The organism is Streptomyces sp. CA-210063 (assembly GCF_024612015.1).
Classification (GTDB): domain Bacteria; phylum Actinomycetota; class Actinomycetes; order Streptomycetales; family Streptomycetaceae; genus Streptomyces.
The window spans coordinates 5,055,583-5,078,616 of sequence record NZ_CP102512.1 but is presented as its reverse complement, the minus strand read 5'-3'; the positions used below and the strand labels follow the sequence as shown (position 1 = coordinate 5,078,616).

Below are 23,034 nucleotides of genomic sequence, written 5' to 3'. Positions count from 1 at the left end.
CCGGCCGGGGGCTTCATCCATGCCCCACACCACCCACCCGGGCGCATGCTTCACCCGCTTAACCCGTCCCGTTCCCCGAGTCGGCGGGCACGTCCCCGAGCGCTCACGTACTCACGTGGAGTTGGTCGGACGACGCCGGCGGCCTCTACGGCGTCGGCGTGACGCCGATCCTGATCGGCACCGCGCTCCGGTTCGGGGTGCTGCGGAGGTGGACATGAGACGCGTGCGGGCGGGTTCCGTACGTCCTGCGCGTGGGGAACTGAGACCTTGTGACCGGCAGGTCGTCCCTCTCAGGCCCGCCCCCGTGACTCCGCGGCGCGCCGCGCCAACGCGTCGAAGATCACCGCGATGAGCAGCACACCACCGGTGATCATGAACTGGACGGCGGGCTGGACCCCCAGGAGTGCCATGCCCGAGGCGATGGACTGGATGATGAGCACGCCCAGCAGGGCGGACCAGGTCGAGCCGCGGCCGCCGAAGAGGCTGGTGCCGCCGATGACGGCGGCGGCGATCGCGTTGATCAGCAGCATCCCGGAGCCCGGGACCTGGGTCGCCGAGGTGAGGCGCGACGCGACGAACAGGCCGCCGACCGCGGCCAGGGTCCCCGACACCAGGAACACCGAGATCCGCAGGCGGGACACATCGACGCCGGCCCGCCGGGCCGCCTCCACACCGCCGCCGAGTGCGAGGACCTGGCGGCCGTAGGCCGTGCGGCGCAGCAGGAGGTCCGAGGCGATGATGACGCCGAGGAAGATCAGGAGCGCCAGCGGCAGGCCCTCGAACCGGCCCAGCACCCAGACGGTGGCGAACGCGGCCACCGCGAGGAGGGCCGTACGCGCCCAGATCTCGCCCATCCGCCGGTACGGCATCCCGGCGGCACCGCGGCGCCTGCGGTCGTAGGCGGAGACGAGGAAGTACGTGGCCGTGCCGAGCGCCGCCAGGCCGTAGGTGACGGCGGCGGTGCTGAAATAGCGGCTGGTCAGCTCTGCGACCAGCCCGTCCTGGCTGAAGCTGATGGAGCTCTCGGGCCCCAGCAGATAGAGCATCAGGCCGTTCCAGGCCAGCAGGCCCGCGAGGGTGACGACGAACGCGGGTACGCCGATCTTGGTGAACACGAACCCGTGGATGGCCCCGGCGGCGGCGCCGCAGACCACCGCGATGAGCACGGCGAGCCCTTCCGGCACCCCGTGGTTCACGTTCAGCGCCGCGAACAGCGCGCCCGAGAGACCGGCCAGTGAGCCCACCGACAGGTCGATCTCGCCGATCAGCAGCACGAAGACGACGCCGACGGCGACCATGCCGGTCCCGACGATCTCCACGCTGAGGACGGACAGGTTGCGCGGCGAGAGGAAGTTCTCGTTGAGGCTCTGGAAGACGATCCAGGTCACGGCGAGAGCGAGCAGGGCCGGGGCCGGGCCGAGTTCACCTTCGCGCAGCCTGCGGCGCACCGCGTCCGCGTACGACCTGGGGCGTCCGGTGTACCACCGGTGCCCGTCCGGCTGCCGGCCGGCGGCGCGCGCCCGGCTCTCCCTCCCCCTCCACCTCACGGCCATGCCTCCTCCGGGCCGGCCGGGCGGTGGTTGGCGGTGTTGTCCACCGCGCCGGTGATGGAGGAGATGATCTGCTCCTGCGAGGTGGTGTTCACGTCGAAGACGCCGTTGTTACGGCCGAGGCGCAGGACGGCGACCTTGTCGGCGACGGCCTTGATGTCACCCATGTTGTGGCTGATGAGGAGCACCCCGGCGCCTCGGTCGCGCAGCTCCTCGATGAGGTCGAGGAGCTGATTGGTCTGTTCGAGGCCCAGCGAGGCGGTGGGCTCGTCGAGCAGCAGCAGCCTGGGCGCGCTGAGGAACGAGCGGGTGATCGCGACGACCTGCCGCTGGCCGCCGGACAGCGTGGCGAGCGGCACCCGTACATCGGGGATGCTGATGGACAGGGTGCGCAGCAGTTCGCGGGTCCGGCGCTCCATCTCGACCTCGTCGAGGATGCCGAACCGGTGGATCTCCCGGCCGAGGAAGAGATTGGCGACGACATCGAGGTTGCCGCACATCGCGAGGTCCTGGTAGACGGCCGCGATCCCGAGGAGCTGGGCGTCCTGGGGGCGCTTGATCTGGACGGGTTCGCCCTCCCACTTGATGACACCCTTGTCGGGGGGACCGACCCCCGAGATCACCTTGATCAGGGTGGACTTGCCCGCGGCGTTGTCGCCCACCAGGGCGACCACCTCCCCGGCCCTGATCTCCAGTTCCACGTCCACCAGCGCCTGGACGGCGGCGAAGCGCTTGGATACGCCGCGCAACGCCAGCAGCGGCTGCACCACGGCGCCACCTCCTTCCCCCTACGAGGCTTACGAAGCTCACGAGGCGTACGAAGCTCATGAGGCCTACGAAGCTCATGAGGCCTACGAGGCTTCGAGGCGAACTCATCCGGTGAGTCCGGCCTTGTCGCAGGCGGACCGGTACTTCGGGGTGCAGATCTGGTCGATGGTGTACATACCGTCCTTCACCAGGGTGTCCTCGATGTTCCCGGCCGTCACCGAGACCGACGGGAGCAGGACCGCCGGGACGTCCTCGGTGGTGGGGCTGTCGACGGTGCCGGTGGCGATGGAGTCGACCGGCTCGCCGCGCCCCAGGGCGACGGCCATCTCGGCGGCGGCGTCGGCCGCGGGCTTGAAGGGCTTGTAGATGGTCATGTGCTGGTCGCCCGTGACGATGCGTTGCACGGCCGCCAGGTCGGCGTCCTGCCCGGTGACCGGGGGCGGTGGACTGACCCCGCTGGCGCCGAAGGCGGAGACCACGGCGCCGGCGAGGCTGTCGTTGGCGGCCAGCACGCCGTCGATGTTGCCCGCGCCCAGGGCGGCGATGGCGCCGGTCATGTTGACGTAGGCGTTCTCCGGCCGCCATCCGACGGTGTCGTACGACTTGCCGATCTTCACCTCGCCTTCGAGGACGGCGAGCGCGCCCCGCTTGAACCAGCCGGCGTTGGGGTCGGTGGTGGCGCCGTTCATCATGACGATCTGGCCGCCGTCCGCCTTGTCGCCCATGGCCTTCAGCAGGGCCTCGGCCTGCAGCCTGCCGACGATCTCACCGTCGAAGGTGACGTAACCGGAGATGGGCCCCTCGGCGAGCCGGTCGTAGGCGACGACCGGGATGTCGGCCCGGTCCGCGGCCTCGACCGACGAGCGCAGCGCCTTGGGGTCGACGGCGGCGAGGATCAGGACGTCCACGCCCTTGGTGATCATGGCGTCGAGCTGCTGCCGCTGGACCGCCGGCTCGGCTGTGGCGGCGACGGTCGCCGCCGGGCAGTCCGGGCACAGCTCCTTCAGTTTCTTCTCGATCAGGGGCCTGTCGAACTGCCCGAACCGAGAGGCCCCACCACCCGGGAGCAACAACCCGACGGTGAGGCTGTCGCCCCCGCCCCCGCTCCCGCCCCCACTGCCTCCCCCGCAGGCCCCGGTCAGGGCCAGGCCGACGGCGACCGCCATCGCCACCGACGCACGGGTGAGGGACCTACGCTTCACGGCCCGCAGGCCGACACCGAGACCCATTTTCGGTTCCTTAGGGAAATTTGCCCGATCTTACCCCGCTATGGACACCTTCTCCCCAGCGTAGTCAAGCAGCCCCCGACGAACAGCGCGCCCGGCCGCGCCCGGTGTCATCGCCACCCGCCCGCCCGAGCGCCCGTGCCACTCGGCGTCTCGTGGTCTCAGGAGAACAGCAGGCGCCAGGTCAGCGGGCCGGGGGTGCCGTCGGCGTCGCCGCGCAGTTCCTTGCGCGACTTCTGGAAGGCCCGCACGTTCAGCCGGTCCGCCTCGCCCCAGGTCCTGCTGGGGCCGACCTTGTAGTGGTCGCCGAAGCCGCGCTTCACCAGCTGCTTGCCGAGCTGCAGGACGTACGCGTTCGAGGCCCCGCCCACGAAGTACTTGCGGCCCGGGAAGGCGGGGACCTTCGGCTTGGCGGGGGTGGTCGCCTCCGGGGTGTCGTCGCCCAGGTCCAGATCGGCCTTCGCGTACTTGATGATCCGGGCGAAGTCGACCGCGCCGGGGTCGCCATGGACGTTCTCGGGCACGTGCATGTGCCCGCAGACGCCCTTGAAGCCGGTCCACTGGGCGGCCGTCATCCGCTGGCCGCCGCCGTTCGCGTACGACGTGGGGTACGCGGGCCATGTCTTCGGGCCGGACAGCGGTACGCCGTGTTCCTCGTGCATCCAGGCCAGGAAGTCGGCGACGCCCCGCAGCGCCCAGTCGGGCGCGTCCGGCCAGTAGACGTGCGCCCGGCCCGCGGCCTTCCACTTCGCGTGGGTCTTCGGGTCGCAGGTGCCGACCAGCTCGACCTGGCACACGTTCATGGTGTTCGTCTCGACACCGCCCCGCAGATTGACCAGCGCTCTGGAGGAGGTCTCGATGTCGAAGTGCTGGTACCACCTCAGCTTCTTGGCGGCGAGGTCGGGGACCGCCGTCAGATTCGGCGCGGACGAGCCGCCGCCGTATCCGGGCAGCGTGGGACCCTCCGTGGTGTGCAGCACGACGACGTTCACCTGCATCGGGTCACCCCCGAAGTCGTCCTGGTACCAGTTCGCCCGGCTCGCGACGGGGTAGCGCTGGGGACCGGCCTTGGTGCTCATCACAGACTCCTGATCGTCTTCCCAAGCTGCCTTCGACGGTTGTCGGTCGGCACGGGAAAATTCTCGGAGAACGGCCCTCACGGAACATCGGCCCAGAACCCGATCTCCCCACCGTCCCTCTGTAACCAGAGATAGAGGGCTGCCTACGCCCGCGGTCGCACCCCGCCGAGCGGCCGTGCCCTTCGTGTGACGATCTCCCTGGCACATCGAGGGCGAGTGTGGCGCAGGTCACGGGAAGTCGGTGTGGGGTGCCGGACAGCTCATTGAGGTGAGCACTCATATGCGTACCCGGGTACGGGCCGGGGATCCGAGCGCGTTCGCCGAGCTCTTCGACACGTATGCGCGCGCGGTCTACAACCATGCCTTCCGGCTGGCCGCCGACTGGTCGACGGCCGAGGACGTGATGGCAGCGACCTTCATGGAGGCCTGGCGGCTGCGCGACAAGGTCGACCCGGAAGGCGGTTCCCTGCGGCCCTGGCTGCTGGGCATCGCCACCAACACGGCGCGCAACCAGTTCCGGAGCAACCGGCGCTACCGGGCGGCGGCGGAGGCGGCCGCGGCCGCCGAACTGTCGGTGCCCGACCACGCCGAGGAGGTGGCCGACCGGCTCGACGGCCGGCGGCGCCTCGCGACGGCACTCACCGCGCTCGCGGCGCTGCGCCGGCCGGAGCGCGAGGTCATCGCGCTCTGTCTGGGGGAGGGCCTGGACTACGAGGCCGCGGCGGAGGCGCTGGGCATTCCGGTCGGCACGGTCGCCTCCCGGCTCTCCCGCGCCCGCAAGAAGCTCCGCAAGGTCGCCGAGGCCGCCGAGGTCGACTGGCCGGGACTTCAACCACCAAGAGAACAAGGGGAGTTGAGACATCCGGCTGCGACAGCGGCCCTCGAAAAAAGTCTCGGGAAACGGGAAGTCGGCCGCCCCGGCCGACAGACAAGAGGCGATCACGCACACGCGATCCGGCCCGCACAGGAAGGAAACCGATGAACGCGAACACGTCCCGGCGGAACACCGCCGAGTGGGAAGAAGGCGCCCAGCTCTTCGACCGGACGACACGCGACCTGCCACCGGGCCGTCACCGGTTCCACAAGGAGCGCATGATGGCCCAGATTCACGAGACCCAGGCGGAAGAGCGTACGGCGGCGAAGCCGACGGCCCCCGCGCGGACCCGGCGCTTTAGCCTGCCGCGCCCCGCGATCGTCCTGCCCGCGCTGGCCGCCGCCCTCGCCGGCGTGGTCGTCGCCGGGGTGGTCGCCTCCGGCGGCAGCGGAGTCCAGGACGAAGGCGTCGCCACCGGACCGGCCCTGACCACGACCGTCGGCGCCGCGACCAGCAAGGGCGTGCCGCAACTGCTCGACCGGATCGCGCTGGCGGCCGGCGAGGGGGACCATCCGACCGTCGAGCCCGGCCAGTACATCTACGTCGAGTCCAAGTCGGCCGGCACCTTCGTCAAGACGGTCGACGACAAGAGCACCCTGGCCAGCCACGAGCTGCACCGCCGCCAGGTGTGGATGTCGCCGGACGGCACCAAGGGCTGGCTGATCGACCCGGCCGTCAACGACAGCTCCGAGGGCGAGACCCTGAGCCTCCCCGACGAGCAGGGCAACACCCCCGAGGCGAACCTGAACGCCCCGTCGTACGACTATCTGACCAAGTTGACCACCGACCCCGACGCCCTGCTGGCCAAGATCTACAAGGAGACCGAGGGGCAGGGCAACACCCCCGACCAGCAGGCGTTCGCCACCATCGGTGACCTGCTCTCCGAGAGCTACCCCCCGGCGGAGCTGTACTCGGCACTTTTCAAGACCGCCGCGAAGATCCCCGGTGTCGTCGTGGTCGACGACGCGGTGGACGCGGTGGGCCGACACGGCGTGGCGGTGGCCCGGCTGGACGAGACCAGCGGTCAGCGCGAGGAATGGATCTTCGACAAGAAGACCCATGTCTTCCTGGGCGAGCGCATCGTCCAGGTGAACGGGAACAGCGGAGAGGACGCCCTGATCAAGCCCGGCACGGTCGTCTACACCAGCGCCGTCATGAACCGCGCCATCGTCGACGGCATCAAGCAGACGCCGTCCCAGACCGGCTGACCCGTCCGCCGGCAGGGCCCGCACCGCACGGCTGCGGGCCCCGCACGCCCAGCGCGTCGAACACGGCGGACGGCGCGCGCCCCACCACGCTCCGGTGTCCTCCGGCGCCGCCTGCCGTACTGCACACGACCTGCCCAGGAGACACCATGTTGGGAGGGAGGCCGCGGCCGGACCGAGTGCGTGGATCTTCGGGTGAGAGAGGACGTGCCCCATGCCCGAGCTGCCGGACGTCGAGGGTTTTCGGAAGGTGCTCGAGTCCTGCGCGAAGGGCAGGGTCATCCAACGCGTCGACGTGCGCGATCCGGGCGTACTGCACGGGACGAGCACGGAGCGGCTGCGTGACGCGCTGGAAGGCCGGCGCTTCACCGAGCCGGAGCGGCACGGGAAGTGGCTGCTCGCCCGCACCGGCGGCCCCACCTTGTTGCTGCACTTCGGCATGACCGGCCGACTGCTCTGCGGCCGTCCCGACGACGCGGTCGAGGCGCACGACCGTGTCCTGTTCACCGTGGCCCGTGACCGTCAGCTCCGCTACCGCGACCAGCGCAAGCTGAGGGGCCTCTGGCTGGCCGACGACGAGTCGGAGGTCGCACGGCTGCTGGAGCGCCAGGGTCCCGACGCGATGGCGGTGAACCGTGAGGAGTTCGAGGCCGCGCTCGCCGCACGCCGCGGCAGCGTCAAGACGGCCCTCACCGACCAGTCCGTGCTGGCCGGACTCGGCAATCTGCTGGCCGACGAGATCCTGTGGCGGGCGGGGCTGCGTCCCACGAGCCGGGCGAGCGATCTCACCGAGGCCGACTGCCGTCGCCTGTACACGCAGATGCGCCGCACCCTGCGCTCCGCGGTCACCGCCGGCTGCGTCCCGCCGCGGGATACCTGGCTCACCGGTCACCGCGACGACCCCGTCCCCACCTGCCCGCGCTGCGACAACCCCCTGCGCCGGTCCCGTATGGCAGGCCGCGGCACGGTGTGGTGTCCGCAGTGCCAGTGATACGTACGGCCCCTCGGACCTCCGGGCGGCCCGTGCCCAGGTGATCAGCCGGAACCGGGAGCGGAACCGTCGGGCGCTTCGTGCCCGGCACGGCGGCGGTACTCGGCGTTGATGCGCTGGGCTTCCTCGAGCTGGTCCTCGAGGATGACGATGCGGCACGCGGCCTCGATCGGGGTGCCCTTGTCGACGAGCTCGCGGGCGCGCGCCGCGATCCGGAGCTGGTAGCGGGAGTACCGGCGGTGTCCGCCCTCCGAGCGCAGCGGAGTGATCAGCCGAGCCTCACCGATGGCGCGGAGGAAGGCCGGGGTGGTGCCGAGCATCTCGGCTGCCCGGCCCATCGTGTAGGCGGGGTAGTCGTCGTCGTCCAGACGACCAGTGAGCGGTGTATCTGCTGTCATGTCACCTCTTTGTGCAACGCGTCGAGGGGCCCTGGTGCCGTACGGCACCAGGGCCCCGAAGGAAATTCAACACCATCTGTCGGCCCTCGTGCTCGGCCGACCTTCTGTTTCCGCTACCAGCCCTGCGGCAGGGGGTGCGGGGATCGCGGCTGCCTGACCGGGGACCACCTTCCGTTCCGGGGTCTTGCGGTACCCGGGCCGAGCACTGCTCGGGCCGGGCGATCCTGATGGCGTCTGCTCCTCCGTTCCTTTCCTCTGAACCAACCACTGGGCGAATTGGTACTGCGGTACTGCTGGGTGGTGCTGTCGGCGGCCCCTCGTCCTGCGAGCCGCCCAGTGCGGTTCCCAGTCCGTCACCGTCCTGCTGACACTCTGGCTTCGGAACTCCGGAACCGCACTGACCTGCGAACTTCATGTACTCCAACTCCGGCAGTTCGTGTCTGCCGGGCTTCGCTCGACCGTCTCAACGAGAAAAAGACTAACCACGCTGGCGCCCAATGTCTACTCTGGCCAGAGTAGATTTCACCTCTGTGGGGGAACAGATAGCCTGCGACCTGCGATAACGGGGGAGTGAGGGAGTGCGTCCCGGAGGCCCGGGTGACTCGGACGGCGAGACGACGACGAGGGCCCTGCCGACATGTGTCGGCAGGGCCCTCGTCGGGATCCTGGTGGCGGTCGCCCGCCCGTCCTCATCCGTCCAGGGAGGCGACGCCGAGCAGTGCCGACGCGGTCTGGAACGGAGTGGCGACACGCACGGGCGCGGCCTCGAGGTGGTCGTGGCAGGTGAAGCCGAGACGGGTCATGGCCCGGACGACCTCGCCGCTGGTGAAGTCGCGGCTGTCCTGCCGGGTGAGGATCTGGCCCACCTGCTTGACCGGGTAGCGACGGCGGCCGATGGTCACGGACTCACCCGTGATGAGTCCGGGCGCGACGCCCTTCATGGACGCCAGCACTCCGCTCTTGGTCAGGTCGAACGGGTACCGGGCGATGACACAGCGCATGAAGCCCCCACGGGGAGAAGGAGAACGGGCTGACCGGGGCGAGACGGATCAGCGGGAGAGGGCGAGGACGCCCGGGGCCCGGCCGTGCACCCCGGCCCCGAAGGGCCGGGGGACGGACGAGGTGAAGGGGCCGTCGAGGACGTCCCGCAGCCGGATCCGGTCCGTGTACGTGGAACTGCCGAGGTGAACGGCGAGTTCGGCCCGGCTGACCGAGCCCGTGCACTGGTCGTCCCCGTCGCACAGGAGGAGGTACTCGACACCGGCACCGGCCATGACGGACAGCGCGACCTCGACGGTCATGTCGTCCCGGACCCGCAGGCCGGACACCTCCATGTCGTCGACCACGGTCATGTCGACCACGGTCATGGGGAAGGGAACCGCCTGGTGCCGCTGTGTCCGAACCGGTGTCAAAGCTGCCTCCTCGAAGATGGGTGACCTTCTGATCGATGCCTGGGCCTGATCGACGTCTCTAGGCCGCCGGGGCGACGGCGGGCCGCTGCGCCCTGCGCCGCCCCGCCTGTCCGGTGGCGCGCCCCCGGGCGGGACGGTCGTGGCGGCCTCGGGACGAGGGAGCCCCGGACGACCCGGACGACCCGGCGCGCCGAGGACGTGCCACGGCCGGTGCGGTGATGACGACCGGGACACCGGAAGGGGCCTGGGCGCCTGTGATGCGGGTCAGCTCCGCCTCACCGGACCGTACGGAGGTGATCTGGGGGGCGATGCCGGCCGAGGCCATCAGCCGGCTCATGCCGCGGCGCTGGGAGGGTGTCACGAGGGTGACGACGCTGCCGGACTCGCCGGCCCGGGCGGTACGGCCGCCGCGGTGCAGGTAGTCCTTGTGGTCGCTGGGCGGATCCACGTTGACGACCAGGTCGAGGTTGTCGACGTGGATGCCGCGGGCCGCGACATTGGTCGCCACCAGCACCGTCACATGTCCGGTCTTGAACTGGGCGAGGGTCCGGGTGCGCTGGGGCTGGGACTTGCCGCCGTGCAGAGCCGCGGCGCGGACACCGCTCTTCAGCAGGTGCTCGGTCAGCCGGTCCACGGCGTGCTTGGTGTCCAGGAACATGATCACCCGGCCGTCGCGCGCCGCGATCTCGGTGGTCGTCCGGTGCTTGTCCGCGTCGTGCACGTGGAGCACGTGGTGCTCCATCGTGGTGACCGCGCCCGCCGAGGGGTCGACGGAGTGGACCACCGGGTCGGCCAGGTACTGGCGGACCAGCCGGTCGACGTTGCGGTCCAGGGTGGCCGAGAAGAGCATCCGCTGCCCTCCGGGGCGCACCTGGTCGAGCAGGGCGGTGACCTGGGGCATGAAGCCCATGTCGGCCATCTGGTCGGCCTCGTCGAGGACGGTGATGTCGACGTCGTCCAGTCGGCAGTCGCCCCGGTCGATGAGGTCCTTGAGCCGTCCCGGCGTCGCCACGACGACCTCCGCGCCGGTCCGCAGCGCACCCACCTGCCGGCCGATCGACATGCCGCCGACCACGGTGGCCAGCCGCAGCCGCACGGAGCGGGCGTACGGGGTGAGCGCGTCGGTCACCTGCTGGGCCAGCTCGCGGGTGGGGACGAGGACGAGGGCGAGCGGCTGCCGCGGCTCCGCGCGCCGGCCCGCGGTACGGGCCAGTACGGCGAGGCCGAAGGCGAGGGTCTTGCCCGACCCGGTGCGGCCGCGGCCGAGCACGTCACGTCCGGCGAGGGAGTTCGGCAGGGTCGCCCCCTGGATGGGGAACGGTGTGGTCACACCCTCGTGCCCGAGCGCGCTCAGCAGCGGCGCCGGCAGGGCGAGGTCGGCGAACGACTCGACGGCGGGCAGCGGGGGAGTGACCGTCACCGGCAGCGCGAACTCGCCCTGGGGTGCGGTCTGTCGGCGGTCGTAGCCGTTGGAACGCCGGGGAGCCCCCGAGCGCTTGGCCGCGGACCCCCAGGAGCGGTCGTTGGTACGGGTCGTGCGGGCGGTGCGTGCGCGGTTCAAGCGGAACCTTTCCTCGATGTGAGCGCGTAGGCATGTAGCAAGGAATTTCCGCAGCAAAATGAACAGCGCAGAGAATCGCGAGAACGAGCGGCACATGCCTTGAAATACAGCGAGCTGGGGCCCGCACCCCAAGGTGCGGGCCCCAGCTGCGAAATATGCGTTGCTGTGTGGGTCAGGCGGGAACGATGTTCTCGGCCGTCGGACCCTTCTGGCCCTGAGCGATGTCGAAGGACACCTTCTGGCCTTCCTGCAGCTCGCGGAAGCCCTGGGCGGCGATGTTCGAGTAGTGGGCGAAGACGTCGGCGCCGCCGCCGTCCTGCTCGATGAAGCCGAAGCCCTTTTCCGCGTTGAACCACTTCACGGTGCCAGTAGCCATGTCATTTCTCCTTCGGAGACGAGTTCGGAATTCGCCCTGTGCGGATTCCGTGTCGCCGTGCTGATTAACCCGTCGGAAAATGAACCCTCTGGCAACCACACCTGCAACTGAGACAGACATTAGCATGGCGTGATCGGCCCTGCGCCGTAAATAATTCCGCCCTCGTCGGTGACCGAGGAATACTCGCCGTGTGCCGCACCTATTTCTTACTTCACGGATACAGATATTGATCTGCGCGGAGGCGGTGTTCCCGCCGGGTACTGCCGGCCGCAGCGCCATGACCTCCGTGGATGAGCCCTGGGGCGCTGCCGTCGTCACCGACGGACGGGACGGCGGCGAACACGCCGCGACCCCGCCGGCGCAATAAAGGTCACATCGGCCCGTTCGCCGATGGCACCGTCTCCTGGTCGGCGCGTGCGGCGGTCCAGGTGATGTGCGGGGGCTCCACTCGCGCGCACAGGGGTCCGCCCTGGGCGTCGGTCAGGCCGAGGCGTCCGATCAGCAGCCCGTCGCGTGCGGCGGCGGCGAGTACGTCGGCGGGGACGACGTCGAGCATGAGCTTGGCGCGGCGGAACATCGTGAAGGCGCCCGACTCGTCGACCGTGCCCCACGACAGGTAGATGAACCGTCGGCCCAGACGGTCCTGCACGTAGGGCCCTTTGATCTCGGTGCCGGTCGGCGAGGTGCTCGTGGTGCACTCCAGGGTCCACGTCGCGGACGGTGCGTCGCCGCGCTGTGGCTCCAGGAGTTCGGCCGGCCGGTCGCGGCGTTGCACGGCGACATGGAGGTTGCCGTACGCGGGGACTCTGCCGTCGGCGGAGGCGGGGCGGGTGAGGCCGGGCAGGTCGACGGCGTCGATGCGGATACGCATACGGCCATCATCCCGCCATCCTCCGCGCGGAGCGGCAGACCCTGCTCGCGGCTCAGTGGTCGTCGGTGATGGTGGTCGCGATGCCGTTGCTGATGACGACCTCGGCGGTGAAGCCCTTCTTGGCGGCGGCCTCCAGTTCGTTCTCGTAGCACTGGATGCCGCCCTGGCCCCCTTCACCCGTGTTCGTGTCGCCGCAGATGTCGCCGTAGCCCCAGATCTTGGTGTCCTCGGCGACGAGGAACTGCTGCTCGACGCCCTTCATGTCCGAGACCGTGTACTTGCCCGGCGCCAGGTAGGAGACGTTGCCGAACCAGGTTCCGTCGACGCCCTTGCCCTTGTCGATGCCCTCGACAACGGTGTCACGGGAGTCGGAGCCGGAGCCGGAGCCGGAGTTCGAGCCGGAGCCGGACGAGGAGCCGGAGTCCGAACCCGAGCCGGAGGAGCCGGAGGAGCCGGAGGAACCGGCGGACCCGGACGACGATCCGGAGCCGGTGCCCTGCTGGGCGGCACGCCGCTCGGTCACCAGGGTCGCGATGCCCTTCTTCATCTCCACGTCGGCGTTCACGGCGCCCTTCTTGGTGGCCGCCTCCAACTGGTCGAGCGTGCACGGCGCGTCGACCTTGGCGCCCGCCTCGCCGCATATCGTGCCGGCGCCGTAGACCTCGGTGTCGTCGGCGACCAGGAACTGCTGGTCGTCCTTGCCCGGTACGGACACGATGTACTTGCCCGGGGCGAGATAGGTGACCGTGCCGTTCTTGAACGTGCCGCTGACGCCCTTGGAGTTCGTCGTCTTCTCCGCGACCGCCGCCGTGTCCGTCCCGCTCTTGCCGGAGGAGTCGGTGTCGGTGCCGCTCTGGCATGCCGTCATCAGCAGCCCGGCGGTGATCGCGGCGGTGAGGACGACGGCCTTGCGCAGGTGGCGGTTCATCACGGGAGGTTCCTTCCGAAGCGGGGGTGGCGGGGAGCCGGTGGCGTTTCCTCCGGTTCCCGCTCTGTGCTGACTATGAGGAGCCCCGGAGCCCTCAGGTCACGCCCGTCTCCCCTTCAGGACATCGCCGTTGCACGGCTGTGACACGGCAACACATCGACTGGGTACGGCGGTCCGGAGACACCCGCCGCCCGACCGTTTCTGTTCGTCCCGTTGACACCTCGCGTATCCCCTCCTAATGTCACGCCAGCCTTCTGACCATGTGACGAGATTTCGAACGATTGAAAGGCAAGTGCCCTACGTATCGCCGGAATCAGTACACACGTGGCCGGAACGCCGTGGCGCACCCTGACGTACGGCGTCTGAGGCCCGACTCGGCAACGTGGCGGTCGCCGTCATCCTCTCAACGACGAGAAGAACAGGGAACGATCACCCATGCGCAACCGAAGAGCCGCCTTCGCCGTCATCGGCGGAACCGTCTCGCTCGCCCTCACCCTGTCCGCCTGCGGCGGCGAGACCAGCGAGAGCGGCAGCGTCGAACGCGGCACCATCGGCATCGCGATGCCGACCCAGGCCTCCGAGCGCTGGCTCACCGACGGCAAGAGCGTCGTCGAGAACCTGCAGGGCAAGGGGTACAAGACCGAGCTGGTCTACGGCGAGGACGACCCGGAGACCCAGGTCTCGCAGATCGAGAAACTGATCAAGCAGGGCGTCGACGCGCTGATCGTCGCGGCCATCGACAACACGTCGCTGAACGGCGCGCTCCAGCAGGCCGCCGACGCGGACATCCCCGTGATCTCCTACGACCGGCTCATCCGCGGCACCGAGAACGTCGACTACTACGTCTCCTTCGACAACGAGCAGGTCGGCCGGCTCCAGGCCCTCCACATCATCGAGAAGCTCGGCCTGGAGGACGGCAAGGGCCCGTTCACCATCGAACTGTTCGCCGGCTCCCCCGACGACAACAACACCAAGTACTTCTTCGACGGCGCCATGCACCTCCTGCAGCCGTACCTGGACAGCGAGCAGTTGGTGGTCCGGTCCGGGCAGACCGCGCTCAAGCGGATCACCACCCTGCGCTGGGACGGGCCCACCGCGAAGAAGCGCATGGACCGCATCCTCGCCGAGTCGTACCGGAGCGAGCGGGTCGACGCGGTCCTCTCCCCGTACGACGGCATCTCGATCGGCATCCTGTCCGCGCTGAAGGCCGACGGCTACGGCTCCGCCGGCAAGCCCTTCCCGGTCATCACGGGACAGGACGCCGAACTGGCCTCGGTGAAGTTGATCGTCGCGGGTGAGCAGTCGCAGACCGTCTACAAGGACCTCCGGCAGCTCGCCGAGCGGGCCGCGTTCATGGCCGACGACATACTCAACGACCAGACGCCGGAGCTGAACAACAGAAGGGCCTACAAGAACGGCGTCAAAGCCGTGCCCGCCTACTTGCTTCAGCCGATCAGCGTCGACAAGACCAACTACGAGTCCGTTCTGATCGGGACCGGCTACTACACCGCCGCCGACCTCAAGTAGCCGAGGGAACTCACCTGTTGCGCCACGTCAGCTCACGGTGAAGAAGTAGTCGTAGGGCGCCAGCCGGACGCCGGAGCGGGTCGTCGCGTGGACCGTGAGGTAGTGGAAGCCGTCCGTCGGCGGGGTCCAGTCGACGGCCGCCCCGTGGTGGGCGTCCGCGGCGACCGTGACCTCCGGGTCCCCGTCGGAGGAGTACGTGTAGCTCACGACGTCCGAGCGCGGCGCTCAGCGCAGTCGCCGGCCGGTGACCTCGTCAACCCGCTGCCCGACCTGCTGGGCACGGGGACGTACCGGTGAACCGCGTGACGCGGCCCCGTCCGGCCCGGCCCTGAGCGACGGGGCGCGGCCCCGGTCGCTTTCGGCCGGGTCGCGCCCCGTGGCACGTCGGTGAGCACTCCCGGGGGTGGGCGTGCGGGTCGGACCGGGCAGTCAGAAGCTCGGCGGCGGAGGCGCCGTCCTGGACGCCTTCCTCAGCCCCAAGTGGCCGTCCGGGTCCTGGAGTCGCGCCCCCTGGGTCGCCAGCATGCGGCGGACCGCCGGCGCGGGCATGCGGATCACCACCGGCCGCCGCAGGGTCAGCTCCCGTACGGCGGTCCCGGTCCGGCCGGTGCGTACCCGGTCGGTCACCCGGGCGACCACCCGTACGTCCAGGGTGAACTGGACGAGGACCGACTCGAACCTGGGCTTGTGCACCGGCATCGTGCCGGCGGCGTTCACCGCCGCGTCGGCCGCGCCGCCCGCGCCGCCCGCGTTGCCCATCATCTGGTTGAGGCGGAACTGGTCGGCGTTGAGCAGCCCCGCGCCCCCCAGACCGTACGCCGACCTGCCGTGGTCGGCGGAGCTCTGACCGTCCGTCTGGGTGGGCCGGGGCGCGTCCAGGTGGCTCTGGCCCACCGTCTCGAAGGTCATCTTGTCGCCCACGCCCAGGACCCGCCCGGCGCGCAGCCGCGCGTGCAGGGACGCGCGCAGGTCCTGGCCCTCGGCACCGGAGGCGTGGACCGGCGGCAGCTCCGCCCCGGCGGAGGTCAGCAGGGGCAGCGCCGCGATCAGCCACTCGGTGGAGACGGCCTCGTTCAGGGCGTACGCGGCCGCCTGGCCCTTGTCCCTGAAGCGGTCGCCGCCGCCCGCCTCACGGACCGCCGAGTTGACCAACTCCCGTACCTGCGGGGCTCCTTGGAAGCCGTTGACCTGCGCTTCCATCGGGAGCTTCACACCCGCGGAGCGCCAGGCGCCGAGTCCGGCGGAGCGGTTGTCCCGCGGGCCGGGGGCGGGGGTGGGGGTGTTTCCGGCGGCGGGTGGCACGGCCACCTGGCTGAGGGCCGCGAGGTCCTTCTCCAGGACGCGGTGGGTCAGCGCCTGGCGGCCCAGGGAGACGAGCGCCAGCCGGCGGCCGCCCCGGTGCAGTTCGAGGGTCGCCTCGATCGGCACGCGCATCTTCGCCGACTTCGCGGTCTTCGCCTCCGCGACCGTCTTCATGCCGAGCTGGCCACGGCCGGCGGCGCCGGTGCGCCGCGAGTCGCTGGAAGCCATGCCGAGCCCCGCCGAAGCGCCCGTGCTCTTCAACGGCCCGGCCCCGCCCTCCGGTTTGCCCGAACCGGCGAGAACGCCCTCCGCGCCGGTCGTCACGCCCTCGTCGTGGGAGGTGCCCCGCTGGGCGACGGCCGAGGTGATGTACTCCATGTCCCGGCCGTCGTCCGCCGCACCCTCGGACGTTCCGTCGCCCACGCGGTTGACCTTGAACACCGCCCAGTACGGGGTCTTACGGCCGTCGAACAGTTCGACGGTGACCCCGCCGTCCATCGCGCCGGACAACAGCCCGGCGGAACCGTCCCGGTCCAGGACCCGCAGCAGCCGCTGCACGTTGTCGTTGCGGTCCGCCAGCTGCTGCCTGGGCAGCAGGTCGTCGGCGAGAGACTGCTGCCGGTTCTCCGTGAGGCGCGTACGCAGCCGCTCCAGCAGCGGCACGAAGTTCGGCAGGTTCTCGATCATGCCGAAGCCGAGGGGGAGCCCCCGGTCGAAGGACGGGGCCGGACCGGGCCGCGCGGACGAGGAGGACCCGCCCGTGCCCGTGGCGAGGGCCGCCTGCTCCCGGGCCGCGCGCTCGGCGCCCGTCCGGGAGCTCTCCGCCCTCGTCTCCCCCTTCTGGGACGACGACTTCCCGGAGGGCGTCCCGGAGGAGGACTTCTCGGAGGACGGCTTCGGGGCGGGCGACATCACGCCCGGATCGGCGTCGAGCTTCAGCTGCCGCCGTATCGGTGCCGGCAGCTGCTCCTCCGTCAGCCACACCGCCGCCTCGGCCGGCAGGGTCCGGGCGGCCTTCGCCACGTAGGGGCCGCCGCCGGTGACCTTGACCTCGGCGACCATGGTGACCAGCAGGTCGCACTGGACCAGGTGGAGCGGTGCCTTCCGCGGGGTGTGGGCGTTGCGCTCGACCGTGCCGGACAGGGCGGCGGACCGTGCGTCGCCCTCGCTCGTGGTGCGGCTCGCGGACAGGCCCTCGGCGACGCGCCACTCGGGGCTGTTGTGCGAGCCGAGGGCCCCCAGCTGCGTCGTACTGGTGGTGCCCTGCCCCTCCTGTCCGGCGGCCTGGTGGCCGCCGAGCACGAAGGTCTCCGTGCCGGGACCCGCGCCGCTGTGCACGTACTTCGGGTTGGTCAGGGTGAGCCGGGTGCCGACCGCCCCGTTCAGCGCGGCGAGCCGGCGCGGGTAGCGCAGGTTCTTCACCACCCATCCGGAGGACGCGGCCTGCCGCAGCGACGCCGTGATGGCCTGCGGGCTGAACCGCTCCTCGATCGCCAGCCGCGGGGCGAGCCCCTCCGTCTGGAGCGCCGGGTCCTCGCGGACGCCCTTGTTGCGGGCGGCGGCCTGGGACAGCAGCTGGAAGGCGAGGTCCCGGACGGCCTGTCCGTCGCCGACGGTCTCCACCAGCTGCCAGTCCCGCAGCGCCCGCCCGGTGGACGGCCGGGGGGTGAGCGCGGCCAGGTCACCGATGCCCTCGGCGGTGACCGCGTGTTCGGGCCGCGCGGCCTGCCCCTTGCGCTTGGCGGTCACCGAGTCGTGCCGCTGCTTCCCCTCGTCGTCGAGCGTGAACTCCGTCGGCGTGACGAGCCGTACGTCCTGTTCCTCCATGTGCAGCCCGCCCACCAGCTTCGCCTCCGGCGCGTCCCGGCCCGGGGAGCCGGGGGTGAGACCGCGGGCGAGCTTGCGCTGCCGGGACGTCATGGTGACGTCCACGTCGAGGCGCAGGGCCGCCCCGAAGGCGCTGGCCTTCTCGGAGCCGTTGGTGAGGACGTCCGTACGGGTGGTGGGGCCGGCCTGGTTGCGACGGCTGCCGGAGCTGTGCTTCTCGTAGCGGGCCGAGCCGGCCAGGATGCCGGGGACCAGCCTCGCCTGCGCGAGGACCAGACCGCCGATCGACCGTGAACTGCTGCGCCCACTCTGTGCGTTGGCGGTAACACCGGAGTGGCTGCGCACCAGCCAGTCGTCGGTGTCGCCGAGGTAGCCGGTCTCGCGGAGCCCGCCCTTGACCCGTATCTGTACGTCGTGCGCGTGCATCGTGGTCTTGCGGCGCAGCCGCACCCGGATGCCGGTGGACAGCAACTGGTCCTTGTTGACCCGGAGGTTGGTCTCCGACAGGGCGGCCATCAGCTCGCGGTAGTTGCGCCGCTGGACCTCGGCCTCCTCCCTGCTGCTGAGCGCGCCGGGCGGAGCCTGGCCGAAGGCGGGCAGATAGCCGGCCAGCCGGGGGTCGGTCGCGAACATCTCCTGTACGGCCTTCACCATGGGCCCGGTGTCGAGCTGGCTGAGCGTGACACTGGACCCCATGGCGCCGAAGGGGAGATGACACTCGACGTCCACCTCGTCGCCGTTCTCGTCGGTCCGCTTCGGCTTCTCGATGAACTCCCCGGCGGTGACGCCCGGCGGCAACGGCAGCCCGAGGGATTGCGCCTCGTCGGCCCGCAGGCTGATCCACACCTTCATCGAGTGATCGGCGACCCGGGTACCGGGGCGCAGGACCATCTGCGCCGACCGGGGCCCCGTACCCTCCGCGGTGAACTTCACGGTCCCGACGTAGAGCACCTTGTCGCCCCGAACCTCCGCGCCCTGCCGGCTCGTCACGGTCTGCTCGGCCACGGTGAACCGTGCCTTGCGGGCCGCCGCGACCGGCATGGCCGTGGCCCGGACGACGGCGGCGTTCGCGGCCGCTCCGACGCCGACCGCCGGGCCCACGCCGGCCGCGGCGGAGCGCCCCTTGCCCGCGCTGTCGGTGACCGAGTGCTGGGTCTGCTGATGGGTGCGCAGCTGCGTCTTGCCGGTGCTCCAGGCGGGCGACAGGGCGGTGATCGCGGCGCGCATCCGGTAACTGCCCACGCTGCTGCCGTCCTTGGACTGCAGGTCCTCGCCGGTGACGCCGTCGCCCAGCAGCCGGGGCATGTCCTCCAGGACGGTCGCCGTGGACGTCGCCTCGTACAGCCGGGCCCGGCCGGGCGCTCCGGGCGCGGTGAGCGAGGGGTGCAGGACGGAGGCGACCGTGTCGAAGAGCCCGCCGCCGCCCTGGTGCGGGGCGGCGGTGTCGGAGACGGCGACCGGGGCCATGGAGTCGGCGAGCGAGACGCGCCGGGCGGTGTCCGCCGGGACGGGCCGCGGCGCGCGGGGTGCCTGCGTGCCGGCCGGGACCAGGTGTTCGGTCGGCACGCGCTGGGTGAGGGTGCCCGAGCCGGCGAAGGTCTGCGCGTCCGCCCGGTCGGGTCCGCGCTTCTTGACCCGTACGCCGTAGCGCACCTTGCGTGGCACCTCGACCGAGCCCTTGTCGCTGCGCAGCACGCGCGGTTCGGCCACGTTCCGCTGGCTGCGGGACTCCCGTGAGGACTGCCAGGGCTGCACGTTGGCCATGCCCGCGGCGCCCGCCCAGAAGCCGGGCACGACGGGCGCGAGCCCGAAGGCCACGCCGCCCAGGCCCTTGCTCGACGAACCGCCGGCGGTGGTCGCCACGGTCGCGGCGGTGTTGTGGTGGGCGTCGACCTTGGTCTCCATGCCCTCGGCCTCGTCCACCTCGGCGAGCGGCGCCCCGCCCGGGTCCACGGTGTTCGCGAGCACGTCCTTGGGATGGAAGACCGGCGGCCTGTCGTCGGAGGCCCGGGAGAGGGTGACGGTGACGTCGAACCACTCCTTGCCGTCCTTGCCCTGGACCGCGAAGGCGCGGCCCTGCCCGTAGAAGGACTCGGGACGTCCGGCCAGTTCACCGGCGATGTCGGCGACCGTGCCGTCGCCGTGCCCGACGACCGCGGCCACCGCGTTCCGGACGAACTCGTGCCCCGTCAGCCCGTACACCGTGGACAGCCCGGCGGCCTCCAGGTCCATCAGGTACGGCGGCAGGACGAGCCCCGGCTCGGTGCGCTCCTCCTCGATGCGGGGCGGTGGCGCGGAGAGCTGTCTCCGTCCGGCCGGCGGCCGGGAGATCCCTTCCCCGCGCCCCAGTGCCCGCGTGGTGGCCGCGTTCCCCGCGGCCTGCTGCATGGCGAGCAGGGCGTGCGGAGCGGGGTTGCTCCCGGAGACGGGCGGCCTGCCGGTACGGGGTACCCGGGAGCCCTCCTGAGAGGCGCCGGTTCTGCCGTCCCCTGCCTGCCGCTGCGTCCGCACGGATTCAACCTACGCACGGACGGGGCCGCCGGAGGACCGTACGCCCCCTCCGTTTCCTTTCGTCGCTCCTGCCACATCGGAACGCCAACTCCCGTACATCCGGAGGTCGCTCGTCCCTTCGGGTTCTCCTGCGCGGGACACGTCCGCCTCGGGGCGGCGCGGGTGGCTAGGCGGTGTCGTTCCAGTCGTACGGTCCGCCGCCGCGCCACTCGATCAGTTCCGGGTCGTCGACGGCCCGGCCCTGGACCGGCAGGTCCGCGTCGTGCAGGAGGTCCAGGACGTCGAAGAGGCTGTAGGCCGTACCGACGTGCTCACCGTGGATCGTCACCCGCCGTCCACCGTCCGACGCGGGCGGCAGCACCACCACAGGAGGCCGCGTGTCCATGGCACCACGATGCCCTTACGACGGTGGACGCGCAGCTCCACCCTCCCTGAGCGGCCCTCCCGGTGCCCTCCCCGTGCCCTGTTCGGTCAGACCAGCTGGGCTTCGGGGGCCGGCTGGTCCGTGGTGCCCCGGCGGAGGCCGCGCCGGTCGGCGATGAGGATCAGGGCGAGGCCGAGCAGGACCCAGCAGCCCAGGGTGAGGGCGGGGCTGCCGGCGCCGGTGCCGTCGAAGAACGCGTTGGCGCGCAGGAGGCTGCCGGAGGCGCCGGGCGGGAGGAACTGGCCGAGGGTGGCCCAGCCGTCGGGCAGCCAGTGAGGTCCGCCGGCGAGGCCGGAGAGCGGGTTGCCCAGCAGCATGATCACTGCCGCGCCGAGACCGAAGCCGGCCATTCCCCTGAGGGACTCCAGGCCGAGGAGGGTGAGGGCGAGGGCCGCCATGCCCAGCGACAGGCCGAGGCTGGTGAGCCAGTAGGTGCCGCTCAGCGATCCCGTGCCGTACTGGAGCATGGCGGTGACGGCGAAGCCCGCCACGACGGCGAAGGCGACACCGCCTGCCAGGCGCAGTCGCAGTCCGGCGTGGCCCGGGAAGAGGCGCGAGAGGATCACGGCGGGGATCATGCCGCCGAAGATCATGGGCAGGGCGGCGGAGGAGAATCCCGCGCCCTTGGGGTCGTCGGCGGGGAACGGCTTGAGGTCGGTGACGGTGACCTCGGCCTGTTGCTGCTTGGCCAGGGCAGTGACCACGCCGGTCAGGGAGGCCGCGGACTGTGCTCCTGCGGCGGTGGCCGTGTAGACGGTGATGCGGCCTTGGGCCAGCACGATGCCTCCCATGACGTCGCGATCCTCGATCGCGGTCTTCAGGGCCTTCTCGTCGTCGTACGTGGTGACGTCCCACTCCTCGCCCGCCAGGGCCTTGCCCACGGCCGCGGTGGCGGCCTGCGGACCGGTGGCCCCGACGGGGATGTCGTGAGGGCCGCTGTGGATCGAGGGCAGGGCGAAGGCGCACAGCATGGCGACGACGACGGCGGCCAGGCCCACCACGACGACCGCGAGTGTGCGGCCCTGTCCGGCCCGGTCGGGTGTGATGGCGCTTTGGGTCATGAGGGGGTTCCTCGCAGGTGTGTGAGTCCGGGACTGGGGCTCGGACGCCGACGTCAGGACGGGGGAGGGGGCCGACTCGGATTCCTCAGGGCATGAGGTGTGCCGCGGTCGCGGGGAGGCGCCACGGGCGTGGCAGCCTCCGATCCAGTGGCTTGATACACGATTACAGGGTAGATTGAATCGCGTGTCAAACAGTGAGTATCCCGACCCGGTTCCCTCCGACCCCGTTCCCTCCGAGCTCGTTCCCTCCGAGCTCGTCCAGGCCGCGCTGCGTGTGGCCCGGGCCCGTGAAGCCGCCGTCGCGGATGTGCCCCTGCAGGCCATCGCGCGGGAAGCGGGCATCTCCCGCAGCACGCTGCTGCGCCGCCTGGGCGGTGGCCGCCGCGCTCTCGACGACGCGGTACGAGCCGCCGGCGTCGACCCGGGCGGCCAGAAACCCGTGCGCGAACGCGCCATCGAAGCCGGAGCCGCACTGATCAGCGGCCACGGACTGGCATCACTGTCCCTCGAGCGCGTCGCCTCGTCCGCCCAGTGCTCGGTCCACAGCCTCTACGCCGCGTTCGGCGGCCGGGAGGAGATGCTCCAGGCCATCTTCCTGCGCTACAGCCCGATGGTGGACGTCGAAGCGGTCGTGGCGACGCAGCCGGCCGACCTGGACAGCACGGTCCGGAAGATCTACGCGCTCATGGCCACGGCCATCGGACGCGAACCCCGCGTCATGCCGGCCATCCTCGCTGAACTCCTGGCCCGCCCGCAGGACGAGTCCCTCCAGCCCCTCGTCCAGTACATCTACCCCCGCCTGTTCGCGGGCGTCGGAAAGTGGCTCACCGCCGAAATCGCGGCAGGCCGTATCCGCGACCTGCCGCCGCTGCTGCTCCTCCAGCAGATGTCGAGCCCCCTCGTGATGCACCTCCTCCTCCGGCCGGCCACGCGACAGGTCCCCGACCTGCCGTCCCCGTCCATCGAAGAGGTCTGCGACACGTTCGCCGACGCCTTCCTCCGCGCCGTCGCCCTTCCGGCCCCATGAGGGCCGCCGCTGGGACAGCCGCACCGGCCGGGTGGTGACCGTGGCGTGCGAGGCGCCGTAAGGACCCTCCCACGCGCCAGGAGCAGAGGCTCGGCGTGACCCGTAGGTGACCCACG

General features: G+C 71.1%; 20 protein-coding genes. 5 read left to right on the top strand and 15 right to left on the bottom strand.

Translation table 11 applies throughout. The annotated features are described in order from the left end of the window. Window positions 1–290 precede the first annotated feature (290 nt). The 4 genes from JIX56_RS22025 to JIX56_RS22010 form a co-directional block, all read right to left on the bottom strand. Entirely contained in the window at window positions 291–1,553 is a 1,263-nt protein-coding gene (locus JIX56_RS22025; protein ID WP_443031853.1) for a sugar ABC transporter permease, read from the bottom strand. Further along, window positions 1,544–2,320, bottom strand: coding sequence for an ATP-binding cassette domain-containing protein (locus JIX56_RS22020; protein WP_257542920.1), 777 nt, complete (start codon window positions 2,318–2,320; stop codon window positions 1,544–1,546). Before JIX56_RS22020 ends, JIX56_RS22025 begins: the two co-directional genes overlap by 10 nt. A gap of 102 nt (window positions 2,321–2,422) precedes the next feature. Continuing rightward, window positions 2,423–3,547 (bottom strand): sugar ABC transporter substrate-binding protein, encoded by a 1,125-nt coding sequence (locus tag JIX56_RS22015; RefSeq protein ID WP_257542919.1) that lies wholly within the window; start codon window positions 3,545–3,547, stop codon window positions 2,423–2,425. Window positions 3,548–3,705: 158 nt separating this feature from the next. After that, window positions 3,706–4,623 carry a peptidoglycan-binding protein gene (locus JIX56_RS22010; protein ID WP_257542918.1) on the bottom strand — a complete coding sequence of 306 codons (918 nt, stop codon included), beginning with the start codon at window positions 4,621–4,623 and terminating at the stop codon, window positions 3,706–3,708. A gap of 280 nt (window positions 4,624–4,903) precedes the next feature. Between JIX56_RS22010 and JIX56_RS22005 the strand changes: the two genes are divergently transcribed. The 3 genes from JIX56_RS22005 to JIX56_RS21995 all read left to right on the top strand — a co-directional run bounded on the left by JIX56_RS22005 (window position 4,904) and on the right by JIX56_RS21995 (window position 7,693). Next, window positions 4,904–5,605 (top strand): RNA polymerase sigma factor, encoded by a 702-nt coding sequence (locus JIX56_RS22005; protein WP_257542917.1) that lies wholly within the window; start codon window positions 4,904–4,906, stop codon window positions 5,603–5,605. After that, complete coding sequence (locus tag JIX56_RS22000; protein ID WP_257542916.1) at window positions 5,602–6,705, top strand: CU044_5270 family protein; 1,104 nt, start codon at window positions 5,602–5,604, stop codon at window positions 6,703–6,705. Before JIX56_RS22005 ends, JIX56_RS22000 begins: the two co-directional genes overlap by 4 nt. A gap of 211 nt (window positions 6,706–6,916) precedes the next feature. Continuing rightward, window positions 6,917–7,693: an Fpg/Nei family DNA glycosylase gene (locus JIX56_RS21995; protein WP_257542915.1), complete on the top strand. Its 777-nt coding sequence runs from the start codon at window positions 6,917–6,919 to the stop codon at window positions 7,691–7,693. 44 nt (window positions 7,694–7,737) lie between these two features. On the opposite strand, the gene JIX56_RS21990 is transcribed toward JIX56_RS21995, so the two are convergent. From JIX56_RS21990 to JIX56_RS21960, 7 genes are all read right to left on the bottom strand, one after another. After that, window positions 7,738–8,091 (bottom strand): helix-turn-helix domain-containing protein, encoded by a 354-nt coding sequence (locus JIX56_RS21990; protein ID WP_257542914.1) that lies wholly within the window; start codon window positions 8,089–8,091, stop codon window positions 7,738–7,740. A 689-nt stretch (window positions 8,092–8,780) separates the two neighbouring features. Continuing rightward, window positions 8,781–9,092 carry an SCO5918 family protein gene (locus JIX56_RS21985; protein WP_257542913.1) on the bottom strand — a complete coding sequence of 104 codons (312 nt, stop codon included), beginning with the start codon at window positions 9,090–9,092 and terminating at the stop codon, window positions 8,781–8,783. A 48-nt stretch (window positions 9,093–9,140) separates the two neighbouring features. Continuing rightward, window positions 9,141–9,458 carry a hypothetical protein gene (locus JIX56_RS21980; protein ID WP_257542912.1) on the bottom strand — a complete coding sequence of 106 codons (318 nt, stop codon included), beginning with the start codon at window positions 9,456–9,458 and terminating at the stop codon, window positions 9,141–9,143. A gap of 103 nt (window positions 9,459–9,561) precedes the next feature. Next, complete coding sequence (locus JIX56_RS21975) at window positions 9,562–11,064, bottom strand: DEAD/DEAH box helicase (RefSeq protein WP_257542911.1); 1,503 nt, start codon at window positions 11,062–11,064, stop codon at window positions 9,562–9,564. Window positions 11,065–11,236: 172 nt separating this feature from the next. Then, on the bottom strand, window positions 11,237–11,440 hold the full coding sequence (locus tag JIX56_RS21970; protein WP_030224351.1) for a cold-shock protein: 204 nt from the start codon (window positions 11,438–11,440) through the stop codon (window positions 11,237–11,239). Between the two features lie 370 nt (window positions 11,441–11,810). Beyond that, window positions 11,811–12,311, bottom strand: a complete 501-nt coding sequence (locus JIX56_RS21965) for a DUF5990 family protein (RefSeq protein WP_257542910.1) — start codon at window positions 12,309–12,311, stop codon at window positions 11,811–11,813. A gap of 52 nt (window positions 12,312–12,363) precedes the next feature. After that, a complete protein-coding gene (locus JIX56_RS21960) occupies window positions 12,364–13,239 on the bottom strand; it encodes a hypothetical protein (RefSeq protein ID WP_257551016.1) in 876 nt (291 codons plus the stop codon). Window positions 13,240–13,674: 435 nt separating this feature from the next. Between JIX56_RS21960 and chvE the strand changes: the two genes are divergently transcribed. Further along, window positions 13,675–14,766 carry a multiple monosaccharide ABC transporter substrate-binding protein gene (chvE, locus tag JIX56_RS21955; RefSeq protein ID WP_257542909.1) on the top strand — a complete coding sequence of 364 codons (1,092 nt, stop codon included), beginning with the start codon at window positions 13,675–13,677 and terminating at the stop codon, window positions 14,764–14,766. Window positions 14,767–14,793: 27 nt separating this feature from the next. Here chvE and JIX56_RS21950 read toward each other — a convergent pair whose 3' ends face one another. The 4 genes from JIX56_RS21950 to JIX56_RS21935 all read right to left on the bottom strand — a co-directional run bounded on the left by JIX56_RS21950 (window position 14,794) and on the right by JIX56_RS21935 (window position 21,891). Beyond that, window positions 14,794–14,973, bottom strand: a complete 180-nt coding sequence (locus JIX56_RS21950) for a hypothetical protein (RefSeq protein ID WP_257542908.1) — start codon at window positions 14,971–14,973, stop codon at window positions 14,794–14,796. Between the two features lie 222 nt (window positions 14,974–15,195). Then, window positions 15,196–20,406, bottom strand: a complete 5,211-nt coding sequence (locus JIX56_RS21945; protein WP_257542907.1) for a hypothetical protein — start codon at window positions 20,404–20,406, stop codon at window positions 15,196–15,198. A gap of 166 nt (window positions 20,407–20,572) precedes the next feature. Next, a complete protein-coding gene (locus JIX56_RS21940) occupies window positions 20,573–20,791 on the bottom strand; it encodes a hypothetical protein (RefSeq protein WP_257542906.1) in 219 nt (72 codons plus the stop codon). Window positions 20,792–20,877: 86 nt separating this feature from the next. Next, window positions 20,878–21,891 (bottom strand): hypothetical protein, encoded by a 1,014-nt coding sequence (locus JIX56_RS21935; RefSeq protein WP_257542905.1) that lies wholly within the window; start codon window positions 21,889–21,891, stop codon window positions 20,878–20,880. A gap of 184 nt (window positions 21,892–22,075) precedes the next feature. Here JIX56_RS21935 and JIX56_RS21930 point away from each other — a divergent pair, with 184 nt between their 5' ends. Next, complete coding sequence (locus JIX56_RS21930) at window positions 22,076–22,918, top strand: TetR/AcrR family transcriptional regulator (protein WP_257542904.1); 843 nt, start codon at window positions 22,076–22,078, stop codon at window positions 22,916–22,918. Window positions 22,919–23,034 lie beyond the last annotated feature (116 nt).